We start from the raw sequence: 15,257 nt of genomic DNA on the forward strand, positions 1-15,257 counted from the left end.
ATCACATCACGCTGTGCCGCAACACGGTGACGGAGGTCGCATCCGGTTCTCCGGCGAATAACAATGCGGCTCATGATCTCTCGCCAGGCATTTCTTCGGGGGGCCGCCGGAGCCGTGGCGGGTTCGGCACTGTTCGGAATACCGGTCGGGATACCCCCCGGGATTCGGGGGCCGCGGGCCTGGGCGGAGCCGAGCGGCGCGTGGAGCAGCCTGGCCTCCTCGATCGGTGGCAAGGTGCTGCTGCCCGCGGACGGCGCGTCCTTCACCACCGCCAAGCAGGTCTTCAACTCGAACTACAACGCCGCCACGCCGGCGGCGGTAGTCACGGTCACCTCACCGGCTGACGTCGCCAAGGCGCTCGCCTTCGCGGCCGCCAACAAGCTCAAGGTCGCCCCCCGCGCCGGCGGGCACTCCTACACCGGCGCGTCGAGCGCCAACGGCGCCATGGTCCTGGACCTGCGCGGACTGACCGGCGGGGTGAACTTCGACAGCGGCAGCGGCACCGTCACGGTGCCCGCCGGGACAACCCTGTATGCGGTGCAGCAGGCACTGGCCTCCGCGGGGCGGTCGATTCCCACCGGCAGTTGCCCCACCGTCGGCGCGGCCGGGCTGACGCTGGGCGGTGGGATGGGCGCCGACTCCCGGCACGCCGGGCTGGCCTGCGACGCTTTGCGATCGGCTTCGGTGGTGCTGCCCAGCGGGGAGACGGTCACCGCGTCGGCCGAGGACCATCCAGACCTGTTCTGGGCGTTGCGCGGCGGCGGTGGCGGCAATTTCGGCGTGACGACGTCGCTCACGTTCTCGACCTTCCCGGTCGCCGACTCGGACGTGGTGCGGGTCGATTTCATTCCGGCCGCCGGAGCGCAGGTGCTGGCCGGCTGGCAGACCTGGCTGTCTTCCCTCGACCAGAAAGCCGACCGCAACACCTGGGGCCTGGTGGATCTGTCGGTCAGCGGTACCGAGGGCAACTGTCACGTGCTGGCCACCTGCCCCGCCGGCTCGGGTCAAGCGGTGGCGCAGGCGATCACAGCCGCGGTGGGCGCTCAGCCGACCGCGACCGAGCACAAGACGATGACGCACATGGACCTGGTGATGTATCTCGCCGGCGGCAGCGCGACGAGTTCCCCGCGTGGCTTCGTCGCCGGTTCCGACGTGATCGGCACCATGAATTCGACTGCGGCACAAGCGATTGTCGCGGCTCTCGGAAAGTGGCCGCCGGCCGGCGGACGCGCGTCGGTGATCGTCGACACGCTGAGCGGCGCGGTCGGCGACGTCGAACCGGCCGGCTCGGCGTTCCCGTGGCGCCGGCATGCCGCCGTCGCGCAGTGGTACGTCGAGAACGGCAGCGGGCAGACGTCGACGGCCAGCACCTGGGTGGCCACCGCGCACACGACGGTGCAACAGGTTTCGGCCGGAGGCTACGTCAACTACCTGGAGCCCAACACGCCGGCGTCGCGGTATTTCGGGTCCAACCTGGCGAGGCTGACCTCGGTCCGCCAGCAATATGATCCCAACGGGTTGATGTACTCAGGGCTTTCGTTCTGAAGCCGTTTGGTCCATCGTGCGATTTCCCCCCGTCGACGCACGTCGGCCCGGTTCAATGTCCCTAACGCCTACGTCCCTGACCGGTCGTAGGTGAACGGAAGGGGCACGCGTCGGTTGGAAGCCAGCGAATTCGGTCGCTACCGGTTGTTCGAGCTGATCGGCCAGGGCGGCATGGGCGAGGTGTACAAGGCCCACGACACCGTCATGGGACGCGACGTGGCGATCAAGATCCTGGCTGCCGACCGCGGCCGCGAGGCGGGCTTTAGGGAAAGGTTCAGCCGGGAGGCGCTGATCTGCGCGCGGCTGACCGAACCGCACATCATCCCCATTCACGACACCGGCGAAATCGACGGCCGCCTCTATCTCGTGATGCCGATCATCAACGGGGTCGACGTCGACACCTCGCTGCGCCGTGACGGCCCGATGGCCCCGGCTCGCGCGGTGCGGGTCGTCGAACAGATCGCGGCCGCCCTGGACGCGGCTCATGCCGGCGGCCTGGTGCACCGGGACGTCAAACCATCCAACGCCCTGATGACCGATCGCGACTTCGTCTATCTGATCGACTTCGGTGTCGCCTACGACGGATCGGCCTCGAGATTGACCGGCGCGGGCCGCACCGCGGGCACGTGGGCTTACATGGCCCCGGAACGGTTGATGACTGACGTCGCCGACGCGCGCACCGACGTCTACGCGCTGGCGTGCATGCTCTACGAATGCCTGACCGGCGACCGGCCGTTCGTCGGTGACCTTGTGGCACAACAGATGACGGCGCATCTCACAGCGCCTCCGCCGCGGCCGACCGAGCAACGGTCCGGCATCCCGGTCGGCTTCGACGAGGTGGTCGCCCGCGGCATGGCGAAGGAACCGGCCGACCGCTACCCGAGCGCCGGGGAGCTGGCCGAGGCCGCCGCAGAGGCGCTGGCGACGCCGGTGCGCGGGCACACCGGCGACACCGTGGACCACGGCCTGACGGGACCGCTGACCCCCGTGGAGGCACTGCGGGCAGGCGGCGCCGGTTCACCCGGATCGGCGAACGCGTCGGGTATCGGTGCGGCGACGTTCCCCTGGCCACCCCCGTCGGAGCCGGACCGGCCGCCCTACCGAGGCTGGGAAACCTTCCAGCCGGTCGACGCAGGAGTGTTCTTCGGCCGCGACGCCGAGTTGGTGCGGGCGATGGACGCCCTGCACGGGATGCGGGACAGCGACGAGACGCTGTTCGTCGTGCTGGGCGCCTCGGGCGCAGGCAAGTCGTGTTTCCTGCGCGCCGGCATCGTGCCGCGGCTGCAGCGAGATGTGCGCAGCTATCTCGTGCTGGACATCGTCCGGCCCGAGCTGCGGGCGCTGACCGGCGCTTGCGGCCTGGCACAGGCGATTTGCGCGACCAGGCAACGGCTGGGGCTGAATGATCCGCCGCTGGGTGACATCAAGGACGCCTGCTCGCGCGGCGACGCCGCGGCGCTGCGGACCTGGCTGGTGGAATGCCGGGACGCCGGCACCGGAAGTCTGCCCGACGCGGCCGCCGAGCGCGAGCCGCCAACCATCGTCATACCGCTGGATCAGGCCGAGGAGTTGTTCGCCGCCGAGAGCGGCGGCGAGGCGGCGGGCTTCCTGGCGCTGATCCGGGACCTCGCCCAGGGCGCCGACGACCAGGACCGGCTGCCGTTGATCGTGGCGGCGACCATCCGCACCGACCGCTACGGGCAGATGCAGACCGCGCCGCAGCTCGCCGGGCTGCAGACCCGCCAGTTCGACCTGCGTCCGATGGACGCGACCCAGTTCCACAGCGTGATCACCGGCCCCGCGCAGCGATCGACGGACGGTGGACGCCCGCTGTACCTCGACGAGGACCTGGTGCGGATGCTGCTGGCCGACGCCACCGCCGGGGCAGACACCCTGCCGCTGCTGTCGCTGACTCTGGCCTGGCTGTACCGCGACTACGGGTCCACCGGCCGGCTCACCGCCAAGCCCTATGTGGAGCGGGGCGGTATCGACGGGGTGGTCCAGGCCGAGATCCGCGAGCTGCTGTCGCCGGAACCCGGTGAGCGCGCCGAGCAGCTGCACCGGCTGCGGGCCGCGTTCATCCCCTGGCTGGCGACGATCAATCCCGACAACGACCAGCCGATGCGACGCCTGGCCCGCTGGGACGACCTGCCGGAGGACAGCCGGCCGCTGCTGGAGCGATTCATCGCCCGGCGGCTGCTGATGAAGGACCTGCGCGACGGCGTGGTGGTCGTCGAGGTCGCCTTGGAAGGCCTGCTGCGGCAATGGGAAGAGCTTGCGGGCTGGCTGGTCGAGGAGTGTGAAGACCTCAAGGCCGCCGACGCTCTGGAACGCGGCGCGGCCGAGTGGCACAAGAAGCAGTGTGAGGACGCCTGGCTGCTGCACGGCCCACGGCTGACGGCGGCCGAAAACCTCACTGCCAAGCCAGGATTCCGCAACCGTCTGGACCATGTCCGCGACTACCTGGTGGCCTCCCGGCAGCGGGAGAATGAACAGGCTGCGCTGGAACAGCAGCGCCAGCAGGCCGAACTCGAAGCCGCCAAGAAGCTCGCCGCTGCGGAAACCCAAGCGCGCGAACAGGCTCAGGACAGCGCCGCGGCACTCCGGCAGCGGAGCCGGATCTTGCGCCGTGTCCTCGTCGGAACGTCCGTCATCGCCGTCATCGCGGTCATCGGCGCCGCGGTGGCCGTGGTCATGTTCAGGCAAGCCGCCCGCGAAGCGCGCAACGCGCTGGCCGCGGAACTGGATGCCCAAGCGGCAGCGGTGTTTTCCGGAACCATCACCGACAGCAACATCCGCGCACTGACCGCCACCCTGGCGGCGCAACGGTTGCGGTCGGACCCGGCCGCCGGCCGCGGCGCGCTCTACACCGCCGCCACCGCGCTGAGCACCACCCGCATCGTCATCTCCACACCGGCACCCGTCGGCACTGTCGCGATGAGTCCCGACGGGCACACCATGGCCTCCGGCGGCGGCGATGGCACCGTGCGGTTGTGGGACGTCGCTGACCCGGCGCACCCGCACGCACTGGGCCAGCCGGTAAAAGGTCAGGTCGCCGCGGTGGCAAGTGTCGCGTTCAGTCCCCGCGGCCGCGTGCTGGCCTCTGGAGGCGGCGACGGCACGGTGCGGTTGTGGGACGTCGCCGACCCGGGGCACGCCGGTCCGCTGGGCGGGCCGTTGCAAGGTCAGGGCGGTGGCGTGGCCAGTGTGGCGTTCAGTCCCGACGGGCGCGTGCTGGCCTGCGGTAGCGGAGACGGGACGGTGCGGTTGTGGGACGTCGCCGACCCGGGTCATTCGCGTCCGCTGGGCGCCCCGTTGCAGGGTCAGGGCGCCGGTGTGGCCAGTGTGGCGTTCAGTCCCGACGGGCGCTTGCTGGCCTCCGGAGGCGGGAACGGCGCCGTGCGGATGTGGCTGGTCGCCGACCCGGCACACCCGGCCCCGCTGGGTGAATCCCATTCCGGGCACAAGCATTTCGTACAGGATCTGGCCTTCAGCCCCGATGGGCGCACCCTGGCCTCCGGTAGCGAGGACGGCGACATCCAGTTGTGGAATCTCGCGGAACCGGCCCACCCGAGCCCGCTGGGTGAACCCCTTCGCGGACACACCGACGTCGTGCAGAGTCTGGCCTTCAGTCCCGACGGGCGCATCCTGGCCTCCGGTAGCGACGACGACACCGTGCGGTTGTGGGACGTGGCCGACCCGGCGCACGCCGGTCCGCTGGGCGGCCCACTGTCCGGGCACAGCGGCAACGTGCCCAGCATCGCGTTCAGCCCGGACGGGCATACGTTGGCCTCCGGAAGTCAGGACGGCAACATCCAGTTGTGGAACCTCGACGCGGCGCTGCCGCTCCAGGCGCATGCCGGCGTGGTGCACAGCGTGGTGTTCAGTCCCGACGGGCACACCCTGGTCTCGGGTAACGAGGACGCCACCATCCGGTTGTGGGATCTCGCGGATCCGGTGCACCCGCGAGCGCTGGGTGAGCCGCTGCGTGGTCACACCGGCGCCGTCCAGAGCGTAGCGTTCAGTCCCGACGGGCGCACCCTGGCCTCCGGCGGCGACGATGCCACCATCCGGTTGTGGAATCTGGCGGACGTGGCGCACCCGGCTCCGTTGGGTCCGCCGCTCGCGGTTCACAGCGCGCCGGTGCGCAGTGTCGCGTTCAGTCGCGACGGGCATACGTTGGCCTCGGGGGGTGACGATGCCGCCGTCCGGTTGTGGGATCTCACGGACGTGGCGCGCCCAATTGCGTTGGGCGGGGCCCTCACCGGGCACAGCGCAACCGTGCGCAGTGTCGCGTTCAGTCCCGACGGGCGCACCCTGGCCTCCGGCGGCGACGATGCCACCATCCGGTTGTGGAGCCTCGCTGACCGAAATCACGCGGCGCCGCTCAGCCAGCCGTCTCGTCCCTACATGACCGCCGTTTTCAGCGTGGCGTTCAGTCCGGACGGTCACACGCTCGCCTCCGGCAGTGGCGATGACACCGTCTTGCTGTGGAACGTGACGGACCTGGTACACCCGAGCTCGCTGGGCCGTCCGCTGCACGGCCACACGGGTTACGTGTATCAGGTGGCGTTCAGTCCGGACGGACGCACGCTGGCGTCCGGCAGCGCCGATCACGATGTGCAGCTGTGGGATCTGGCGGATCTGACCCACGCGCACCCGCTGGGCCAGCCGCTGATGAGCGACACCGATGCCGTCCTTAGCGTCGCGTTCAGCCCCGACGGGCGGAGCCTGGCCTACGGAAGCGACGACACCACTGTGCGGCTTTCGCCAACCCCGCTCGATGCCACCGTCGAGCTGCTCTGCTCGAAACTCACGTCCAACGTCAGCCACGAAGACTGGCAGCAATGGATATCACCCGAAGTCGGGTACATCACACTGTGCCCCGATTTGCCGGTCCCGCCGTAGGGCGGTGTTGTCACATCGGGGCCCCGCCGTTCGTCGGAAGTATGGAGAGGGGAGTACCGATATGACCGACATCAGCGAACTGCACCGGGAGCTCATCGCCCGCATTCTCAACAGCGACGCACAGGCGCCAAGCGAGTTGCGCCGTGAAGCATTCGGCAACACCGGCCGCAGCGAGCCGCTACGCACCCTGGTCGACAAGATCGCCCACCGCTCGGATGAGGTGAGCGACGACGACGTGGCCGCCGCCCGGGCCGCGGGATTCAGCGAGGACCAGATCTTCGAGATCGCGGTCTGCGCCGCGGTAGGAGCGGCCGGCCGCCGGTACGACGGCGCAACTGCCGCCCTGGCAGAGGCGATCCGCCTAAGTGGGGACCGATGAGGCTGACAGTTCTGGAACGCGGCCATTCCCTGCCCACCAAGGCACTTTTCACCCTGATCCGGCTGATGACCCGACAGCCCGTCGTCGACGCCGTGAAACTGGCCCTGTACCGAACCGACTTCTACGGCGCCGGGCCACTGACGCACGAGGCCATGCGCGGACCCTCCGAATGGTCCGTCGGCGACCGCGAACTGATGGCGGCCGTCGTGTCCAAAGCCAACGAGTGCCCGTTCTGCGTCGCCGCGCACTCGGCCACGTCGGGTCAGTGGTACGGGGACCCCGCCGCGGTGCAAGCCACCCTCGCCGACCTGGACACCGCGCCCATCGGGGAGCCGCTGCGCGCCACCTTGCGCATGCTGGCCGGGCCGGACACCCCCGGCCCGCACGATATGGCCGCCCTGTTGTCCAAAGGTGTTACCCCGCAACAGATCACCGATGCTCTCGCGGTGGCCCTGGTCTTCGGAATCACCAACCGGCTGGCCAACGCGTTCGACTTCGAGGTCGCGGGACCGGAGGCGATGAACGCCGGCGCCCGGCACCTGCTCAAGCGCGGCTACCGCTGAGATCCGGGATAGCCGGTCAGGAAAGGGTTGCCCGCACGCACACTGTGACGTACGGCAGCGCAAGCCCGGCGGAGTTCGCCAGCGCCGGATGGGTGGCCAGCAGTCCGCGGACCTTGTCCAGGGTCTGGGTGCGCACCTCGGCCGGCGAGTTGATGCAGTAGGTGCGTGACGCCACCAGGTCGATCAGCGCCTGCGGCGTGAGGTAATTCGTCCACTCCACCTGGTGCCGCTGCATCTCGGTGAACGGTTCGGGCAGCGTCGCGCGGTCGCGCAACGGGTCGTCGTCGCGACCGATGATCTCGCCCAGTTCCCTTACCCAGCCCAGCCGTTCGTCCCGGGTGTTCCACACCAGGCCCAGCCGTCCGCCGGGCCGCAGGACCCGGGCCACCTCCGGGATTGCGCGGGCCGGGTCCACCCAGTGCCACGCCTGGGCCACCAGCACCGCGTCAACGCTGTTGTCCTCCAACGGAATCTCTTCCGCGGTGCCCAGCAGGGCACGTGTCTTGGGCAGCGAAGCGGTCAGCACTTCCAGCATCTCCGGAACCGGGTCGACCGCCACCACGTCCAGCCCGCGCTCGACGAGCCGGGTGGTCAGCTTGCCGGTCCCCGCCCCCAGGTCCAGTACCTGGCGGGCGCCCGCGGGCAGCAGCCAGTCGATGGCGTCGGGCGGATAGGTCGGGCGGCCCCGCTCGTAGGCGGCCGCCGCCGAGCCGAACGACAGGGAGCGGTCACGCCTGGAGCGGGTCACCGCGAACACGCGCCTGGTGCGGTGCCTGGTTGCGAAGCCAGGTCGAGCGTCTCGCGGATCAACACGCCGACGGCGTCGGATTCCACCAGGAAGCCGTCGTGCCCGCAGACCGACTTGACCACCCGCACGCCGGCGCAACCGGGCAGCAGCTCGGCGAGCTCGTCCTGCAGCCGCAACGGGTAGAGCCGGTCAGAGGTGACCCCGCCGACCACCGCCGGCACCGGGCACCTGGTGAGCGCCGCGTGCAGCCCGCCGCGCCCGCGCCCGACGTCGTGGCTGTTGAGCGCCTCGGTCAGGGCCACGTAACTGCCCGCGTCGAACCGGGCCAACAGCTTGTCGCCCTGGTGTTCCAGGTAGCTCTGCACGGCGTAGCGGCCGCCGGCCGCCGGGTCTTCGCCGTCCTGCGCGTCGTTGCCGAAGCGCCGGTCGAGTTCGACCTCGCCGCGGTAGGTCAGGTGCGCGATGCGGCGCGCGATCCGCAGTCCGTCGTCGGGGGCGCGACCGGTCTCGTGGTAGTCGCCGCCCTGCCAGTTCGGGTCGGCCTTGATCGCCGCGATCTGGGTGGTCTGGGTGCCGAGCTGGTCACCGGTGGCGCGCGCCCCCACCGCCAGCAGCAGCCCGGCCCGCACCCGTTCCGGGTGACCGACCATCCATTCCAAAGCCCGGGCACCGCCCATGGATCCGCCAACGACGGCGGCCACCTCGGTTATTCCCAGCGCCGCCAGCGCGGCCAGATCCGCCTCCACCTGGTCGCGGATGGTGATCTGCGGAAACCTTGAGCCGTAAGGCTTTCCGTCGCGGGCCAGCGAACTCGGACCCGTCGAGCCGCGGCAGCCGCCGAGCACGTTGGTGGACACCGCGCACCAGCGGTCGGTGTCGATCGGCGCCCCCGGCCCGGCCACCCCGTCCCACCAGCCGGGGGTCGGATGCCCCGGTCCGGCGGGCCCGGTGATGTGCGAGTCGCCGGTGAGCGCGTGCAACACCATCACGACGTTGTCCCGGGCCGGCGACAGCTCACCCCAGCGCTGCACGGCGATGTGGACATCGTCGATCACCGCGCCGCTCTCCAGCCTCAGCGAGCCGATGTCGACGACGCCGATCTCGCCTTCGGCGGGCAGCGTCTGGGTAGGCACGTCGGAGATCGTCATGTCAGGTCTCCTCAGAAGGCCGCCACAGTCTGCGGGTCGCTGGTCCTAGAGGCGCTATATACCCCGGCTGCAGCAAAACCACGCTCCAGGTCGGCCAGGATGTCGTCGATCCCTTCGATGCCCACCGCCAAACGCACCAGACCGGGGGTGACGCCGGTGGCCAGTTGCTCGGCGGGGCTGAGTTGAGCGTGGGTTGTCGACGCCGGGTGGATCACCAGCGAACGAACGTCGCCGATGTTGGCGACGTGGCTGTGCAACTGCAGCGCGTCGACGAACGCCTTGCCGGCCTCCGCGCCGCCGGCCAGCTCGAAGGCCAGGACGGCGCCGGTGCCCTTGGGCGCCAGCTTCTTGGCCCGCTCGTGCCAGGGCGAACTCGGCAGACCCGCGTAGTTGACCGACACCACGTCGTCGCGGGCTTCCAAAAACTCGGCGACCCGTTGGGCGTTGGCGACATGCCGCTCGATCCGCAGGCTCAGCGTTTCCAGGCCCTGGGCCACCAGGAATGCGTTGAACGGCGAAGCGGCGGAGCCGAGGTCGCGCAGCAGCTGCACGCGGGCCTTGAGTGCGTAGGCGGGCGGTCCGAGCTCGGCGTAGACGACGCCGTGGTAGCTGGGGTCGGGGGTGGTGAAGCCGGGGAAACGGCCCTGGGTCCAGTCGAAGGTGCCGCCGTCGACGATCACCCCGGCGATCGCCGAGCCGTGTCCGCCCAGGTACTTGGTGGCGGAGTGAATCACCACGTCGGCGCCCTGGGCCAGCGGCTGGATCAGGTACGGCGTCGCGATGGTGTTGTCGACGATCAGCGGCACCCCGTTGCGGTGCGCGACCTCGGCGACGGCCGGGGTGTCCAGGATGTCGATCTGCGGGTTGGAGATGGTCTCGGCGAAGAACGCCTTGGTGTTCGGCCGGACTTCGGCCTGCCAGGCGTCCAGGTCGTCGGGATCGGAGACGAAGCTGACCTCGATACCGAGCTTGGCCAGCGAGTAGTGGAACAGGTTGTACGTGCCGCCGTACAGCCTGGGACTGGACACGATGTGATCACCGGCGCCGGCGACATTCAAGATCGCGAACGTCTCCGCCGCCTGCCCGGAGGACAGGAACAGCGCGGCAACCCCGCCTTCCAGGGCGGCGATGCGCTGCTCGACCACGTCGGTCGTCGGGTTGCCGATGCGGGTGTAGATGTTGCCCGGCTCGGCCAGGGAGAAGAGTGCGGCGGCGTGCGCGACGTTGTCGAAGGTGTACGACGTGGTCTGGTAGATCGGCAGGGCGCGCGCATTCGTCGTCGGGTCCGGCCGCTGGCCGGCGTGGATCTGCTTCGTTTCGAAGGACCACTGCGCGGTCGGGTCGGTCTCGGTGGTGCTGTCTGTGCTCACGAAGGTGCTCCCCTGTCTGGCTCAGGGGTCCGTCATGGCGGACCCGCGCTTGCCGTGTAGCCGGTTGTGGCTACTCAACCTGGTCATCACCCGGGGCACCCCACCGCGGTTGGAGGGTTGCCGGCCAGCAAGCCGGGGCTTGATGCTGGCGCTCATGACCGCCTCAAAGCGTAGCGCACGGCGGCTGCCGCCTGCCAATTACGCAGGTGCGCATGTTGGCGGCCGGTCTGCCGAGATCGGCGGCACCCGATACCACCCGCAATCAGCTGGCCGGTTCGGTACACGTGCCGTGCGACCACTCAACCAATGGGCCACCCCGCCGATCGAGTTCGACGTCAGCTCGCGGGTGGTTCCACGGCCCGCAGGTGGGGCATGCACTCGGTGAGGAAGTCGTCGATCACCTCGGTGACGCGTCCGGGCGCCTCGAACATGGGCACATGCCCGACGTTGTCCAGCTCGGTGACCCGATGGTCGTCGGGCAGATTACTGGTGAAGTGACGGCTGAACCGCGGCGCAGGAACCACCCGGTCCTTCTGGCAGACCACTAGATGTGCCGGGACCTCGTTCTCGGCCAACTCCTGCAAGCCAGGCATCAGGAAGGCTTTGACCAGCAGCTGTAGGTAGGCAGGGCAGTGCGCGACGTCGTCGATGATGACGGAGAGTTGACGCTCGGTAACCACATCGGGGGATGCGCTGATCGCGTAGGTCGCCAGGCGGCGACTGAATGGAATATGCAGCACACGCGGGCCGAACAGCCAGGCGAGCGCAAAGACTGGAAGGGCGATTATGAACTTGGCGATCACCTCGAACTTGGCCGGCGCCCAGCGGGTCCAACCACCGGCCGGCGCGATCCCAACGACGCTACGGGCCCGGCCGCGGCGCTCCAATTCGAACGCCACCCAACCACCTAACGAGTTGCCCACGATGTGGGCGGTTTGCCAACCAAGTTCGTCCATCTGCTGCTCGACGTGGTCCGCCAGCACCTTCGAGGACAGGAAATAAGTGGCGGCCTTCGGTCCGCCGTTGTGTCCGGCCATCGTCGGGGCGAACACCTCGTAGCGGCCGGTCTCGGCCAATTGCTGGGCCACTTCTTCCCAAACCGACTGGGACAGCAGGAACGGGTGCAGCAGCAGGACCGGTTCACCCGAACCCAGGTGGATGGGCTCGCGGGTCGCAGCAGAGGCGCCTTTGGAGAAGCTCGGCATAAATCCGACAGTAAATGCGGTACCGCTGGTACCGCAAGCCGCCCAGGTCGGGCACGCCGAGCCCCGAACGGTTGGGGTTTCGTTGTCGGGCATTGGTCGGACGTCCGCGGTGCGGAGACCGTGGTGCCGGTGCGGATTGGCGCCTTTCGCCGGCGATGCGGTCGCGGTCTTGCGTTGCGGCAGCGGTTGGCATCGGCGGTGTTCGGTCGCGGCAATCGTCTTGCGGGGTGCGGTTTCGGAGACGGACATGCCGCCGACAATGGTGCACAGGCTTGGGAACAGCACGGCGCTGCCAGCGTTATGCGATGGTCAGCAAGCGCCCTGTGTCCTCGGGGGATGTCCCAATTTTGTTTGGTTAGCTTCGTAGAATAAGAAAGTTGCTAAGAGACAGAACCAAATAATATGAATTCTATGTTGAGAATCAACAGAGCTTCTAGTATCAATGCACCAAATAAAAGTGGAACGAGCGGAAGTAAAAAGGGCGCCAATAAAAGGATACCAACAAATTGCAATCCTAATGCGCCACCTACCAAATAGAATAACGGCTCGTTGAGCCCCAGCTGGAGTACGAGGGCACCGAGCGGGGTCGAGGCCGCACTCGGTGTCAAGGGCTGCAACGACGCGACATTGGCGGCCTCTGCGCTGGCATACGCGCCCGCACTCGCAGTCAGGTGCTGGGCAAACTGCTCATAACACGCCGTTGTTTCCCCGGCCAGCTTCTGATACTCCTGGCCGTAACCCGACAACAGGTGCGCGATACTGGTCGACACCTCATCGGCGGCCGCGGGCACCAGCGCGACAGTCGGGCCCGCCGCCGTCATGTGCGCCGCGTTGAGCGTCTCACCAATAGCGGTTAAGTCCGTTGCTGCCTGGGCCATCAGCTCCGGCACCGCGATCACAGCAGACATCTGTCCCACCTCCCTCCGTGGAAGCGAGCAAGTATTGCGCAATTCAGTCTCACCCGAAACAACGGGGCGGGCTTAAGTAATCGACTACTTAGAAAGGACTTTCTAGCTGCAAGCCTCGGCGAGCGTGGCACTCGTGCCCGCGGCAATTGGTTTGAGATACGGGACGTGGTCCGACGCCCAACGATTCCTTAGCCTTTACGATGCCTCAGTCAGTGGTGTGGACGATCAGCACGTCGGTCTTGGCCCTGCGGGAGACCTCGGATGGGACTGCTCCCAGCAGCCGCCCCGCGACCTTGCTAAGCCCGACGTTGCCGACGACCAGCAGGTCGGCATGGGCCTCCTCGGCTAGGTGCACCAGCGCGTCGACCGGATGGCCGACGATCGACTCCTCCACCACCTTGTTGGCTCCGGCTTTGTACGCCCGCTCGCTGGCGTCCCGCAGGATCGAGCGGAAGGGGGTTTCGCCGACCATCCGGTAGTCCGCGCCATGGTCGCTTCCCGGCGGAATGGCGTAGCGGCCCTTTTCCTCGCGGACGGGGGCGTGCGCCGTCGCGACGATCAAATGAGCGCCGTGATCCGCAGCGATCGCGGCTGCGCGTTCCACCGCACGCATCGACGTGTAAGAGCCATCGGTGCCGACCACGATTGTCCGGTAAGCGCTCATTTCCCACCCAGTGTAAGGCCGAGGCGGCTTGAGAACCCCGCGGTTTCCCCGCCCAAAGATGTCGAATCGGTCAGAGCCCCGAGCCCGCGCGCGCCATGCGCAAGGATTGTTGCGCCACGCACGTGGCGTCCTCATCCGAGCTGGCTGGCGAGCTTGTCAGGCGCCGCAGAAGCGGCTGTAGCCGTACTTCTGCGAGCACCAGATATCACCGGCCTGCGCATCGGTGAGTTCGGCGTCATTGTGGGCCAAGTGGAGGACCGTGACACCGTCTGGGGCCACGACGAGCTCGGCCTTCCACGCGGTCTGCTCATTGATGTTGCCGTCCAGTCCGTCACCCCAGGCGCCGATGCGCTGCTCCAAATTGATCGCGAGACCGGGGCCGTCGCCCTGCGTCCAGCGCATGGTCCACTTCTCGCCGTCGCGGGCACTGGAGCCGAGCAGAATCGTCCCGGTGCCGTCGGGCGCGATCGTCATCGTGCTTAGGTGCCGCTGCCAGTCTCCGACGTAGTCACCGCTCGCCGTCTGCATCGGCGGAATGTCCGCTGGATCGGCGTTGGCGACCGCGGCACCCGCAATGAGCACAGCTGCTGCTGTGAGCGCCACGATGGAGCGGACGGTAATTTTCGCCATGGCGCGTATCCCTTCGGGGGTATTGGTCGCATCAAGAACGCTACGACAGTTCGACCTGCGCCATACAAATAACCGGACCTGCAGCCGCGGCCGGGTTACCGACATCGATACCGGCCGGTGCGGCCGGCGGTCGAGCACCGAGAAAGCCACGTGAAAAGATCGAGGCATCATGAGCACCCCTACCGGAACCCGCCGGATCTTCTCCGGCGTGCAGCCCACTTCCGACTCCCTTCACCTCGGCAACGCCCTGGGCGCGGTGGCCCAGTGGGTGGGGCTGCAGGACGGGTACGAGGCGTTCTTCTGCGTCGTCGACCTGCACGCCATCACCATTCCGCAGGATCCCGAGGCGCTGCGGAGACGCACACTGATCACCGCCGCGCAGTACCTGGCGCTGGGCATCGACCCGAACAGCGCCACCGTCTTCGTGCAGAGCCACGTGCCCGCGCACAGCCAACTGGCCTGGGTGCTGGGCTGCTTCACCGGCTTCGGCCAGGCCTCGCGAATGACCCAGTTCAAGGACAAGTCGGGCAAGCAGGGCGCCGACTCCACCACCGTCGGCCTGTTCACCTACCCGGTGCTGCAGGCCGCCGACGTGCTGGCCTACGACACCGACCTCGTGCCGGTGGGGGAGGACCAGCGCCAGCACCTGGAGCTGGCACGCGACATCGCGCAACGGTTCAACAGCCGCTTCCCGGACACCTTCGTAGTACCCGACGTGCTGATCCCCAAGGTCACCGCCAAGATCTACGACCTGCAGGACCCGACGTCGAAGATGAGCAAGTCGGCGTCCACCGACGCCGGGTTGATCAGCCTGCTCGACGATCCGGCCAGATCCGCCAAGAAGATTCGCTCGGCGGTCACCGACAGCGAGCGCGAGATCCGCTACGACCCGGAGGCCAAGGCCGGCGTCTCGAACCTGCTGAGCATCCAGTCGGCGGTCACCGGGGTCGCGATCGACACACTGGTCGACGGCTACGCCGGCCGTGGTTACGGCGACCTGAAGAAGGACACGGCCGAGGCCGTCGTCGAATACATCCGGCCGATCAGGGACCGGGTGGCCGAGCTGACGGCCGACCCCGCGGAGTTGGAGTCCGTGCTCGCGGCCGGTGCGCAGCGCGCCAACGATGTCGCCAGCAAAACCTTGCAGCGGGTCTACGATCGGTTAGGTTTCCTGCCGCAAAGGGAATGA

The 15,257-nt window shown here is 68.3% G+C and carries 12 protein-coding genes and 1 riboswitch; of the genes, 5 read left to right on the forward strand and 7 right to left on the reverse strand.

What is annotated here, in order from left to right; translation table 11 throughout:
* Positions 1–63: 63 nt before the first annotated feature.
* From C0J29_RS06595 to C0J29_RS06610, 4 genes are all read left to right on the forward strand, one after another.
* Complete coding sequence (locus C0J29_RS06595; protein ID WP_120791821.1) at positions 64–1,545, forward strand: FAD-dependent oxidoreductase; 1,482 nt, start codon at positions 64–66, stop codon at positions 1,543–1,545.
* A gap of 114 nt (positions 1,546–1,659) precedes the next feature.
* Complete coding sequence (locus C0J29_RS06600; RefSeq protein WP_120791822.1) at positions 1,660–6,453, forward strand: nSTAND1 domain-containing NTPase; 4,794 nt, start codon at positions 1,660–1,662, stop codon at positions 6,451–6,453.
* A 61-nt stretch (positions 6,454–6,514) separates the two neighbouring features.
* Positions 6,515–6,832 (forward strand): hypothetical protein, encoded by a 318-nt coding sequence (locus C0J29_RS06605; RefSeq protein ID WP_120791823.1) that lies wholly within the window; start codon positions 6,515–6,517, stop codon positions 6,830–6,832.
* Complete coding sequence (locus C0J29_RS06610; RefSeq protein ID WP_120791824.1) at positions 6,829–7,395, forward strand: carboxymuconolactone decarboxylase family protein; 567 nt, start codon at positions 6,829–6,831, stop codon at positions 7,393–7,395. Before C0J29_RS06605 ends, C0J29_RS06610 begins: the two co-directional genes overlap by 4 nt.
* Before the next feature lie 16 nt (positions 7,396–7,411).
* On the opposite strand, the gene C0J29_RS06615 is transcribed toward C0J29_RS06610, so the two are convergent.
* The 7 genes from C0J29_RS06615 to C0J29_RS06645 form a co-directional block, all read right to left on the reverse strand.
* Positions 7,412–8,143 (reverse strand): class I SAM-dependent methyltransferase, encoded by a 732-nt coding sequence (locus tag C0J29_RS06615; protein WP_065045680.1) that lies wholly within the window; start codon positions 8,141–8,143, stop codon positions 7,412–7,414.
* Positions 8,140–9,291 carry a homoserine O-acetyltransferase MetX gene (gene metX / locus C0J29_RS06620; protein ID WP_065045676.1) on the reverse strand — a complete coding sequence of 384 codons (1,152 nt, stop codon included), beginning with the start codon at positions 9,289–9,291 and terminating at the stop codon, positions 8,140–8,142. The genes C0J29_RS06615 and metX overlap by 4 nt, the downstream gene beginning before the upstream one ends.
* 11 nt (positions 9,292–9,302) lie before the next feature.
* Positions 9,303–10,661 (reverse strand): bifunctional o-acetylhomoserine/o-acetylserine sulfhydrylase, encoded by a 1,359-nt coding sequence (locus C0J29_RS06625; protein WP_120791825.1) that lies wholly within the window; start codon positions 10,659–10,661, stop codon positions 9,303–9,305.
* 40 nt (positions 10,662–10,701) lie between these two features.
* Positions 10,702–10,821: riboswitch (SAM riboswitch) on the reverse strand.
* Positions 10,822–10,996: 175 nt separating this feature from the next.
* On the reverse strand, positions 10,997–11,794 hold the full coding sequence (locus C0J29_RS06630; protein ID WP_242460616.1) for an alpha/beta fold hydrolase: 798 nt from the start codon (positions 11,792–11,794) through the stop codon (positions 10,997–10,999).
* 452 nt (positions 11,795–12,246) lie between these two features.
* A complete protein-coding gene (locus tag C0J29_RS06635; protein WP_162951397.1) occupies positions 12,247–12,774 on the reverse strand; it encodes a PE family protein in 528 nt (175 codons plus the stop codon).
* A gap of 205 nt (positions 12,775–12,979) precedes the next feature.
* Entirely contained in the window at positions 12,980–13,438 is a 459-nt protein-coding gene (locus tag C0J29_RS06640; protein WP_120791827.1) for a universal stress protein, read from the reverse strand.
* Between the two features lie 156 nt (positions 13,439–13,594).
* Complete coding sequence (locus C0J29_RS06645; RefSeq protein ID WP_162951398.1) at positions 13,595–14,068, reverse strand: hypothetical protein; 474 nt, start codon at positions 14,066–14,068, stop codon at positions 13,595–13,597.
* A gap of 169 nt (positions 14,069–14,237) precedes the next feature.
* Here C0J29_RS06645 and trpS point away from each other — a divergent pair, with 169 nt between their 5' ends.
* A complete protein-coding gene (trpS, locus tag C0J29_RS06650; RefSeq protein ID WP_065165950.1) occupies positions 14,238–15,257 on the forward strand; it encodes a tryptophan--tRNA ligase in 1,020 nt (339 codons plus the stop codon).

This window comes from Mycobacterium paragordonae (genome assembly GCF_003614435.1).
GTDB classification, from domain to species: domain Bacteria; phylum Actinomycetota; class Actinomycetes; order Mycobacteriales; family Mycobacteriaceae; genus Mycobacterium; species Mycobacterium paragordonae.

Excerpts from the sequence above, each read along its gene's own strand:
- C0J29_RS06640 (WP_120791827.1), bottom strand. The coding sequence starts at position 13,438 with ATGAGCGCTTACCGGACAATCGTGGTCGGCACCGATGGCTCTTACACG.
- trpS (WP_065165950.1), top strand. The coding sequence starts at position 14,238 with ATGAGCACCCCTACCGGAACCCGCCGGATCTTCTCCGGCGTGCAGCCC.
- metX (WP_065045676.1), bottom strand. The coding sequence starts at position 9,291 with ATGACGATCTCCGACGTGCCTACCCAGACGCTGCCCGCCGAAGGCGAG.
- C0J29_RS06645 (WP_162951398.1), bottom strand. The coding sequence starts at position 14,068 with ATGGCGAAAATTACCGTCCGCTCCATCGTGGCGCTCACAGCAGCAGCT.
- C0J29_RS06635 (WP_162951397.1), bottom strand. The coding sequence starts at position 12,774 with ATGTCTGCTGTGATCGCGGTGCCGGAGCTGATGGCCCAGGCAGCAACG.
- C0J29_RS06595 (WP_120791821.1), top strand. The coding sequence starts at position 64 with ATGCGGCTCATGATCTCTCGCCAGGCATTTCTTCGGGGGGCCGCCGGA.
- C0J29_RS06605 (WP_120791823.1), top strand. The coding sequence starts at position 6,515 with ATGACCGACATCAGCGAACTGCACCGGGAGCTCATCGCCCGCATTCTC.
- C0J29_RS06610 (WP_120791824.1), top strand. The coding sequence starts at position 6,829 with ATGAGGCTGACAGTTCTGGAACGCGGCCATTCCCTGCCCACCAAGGCA.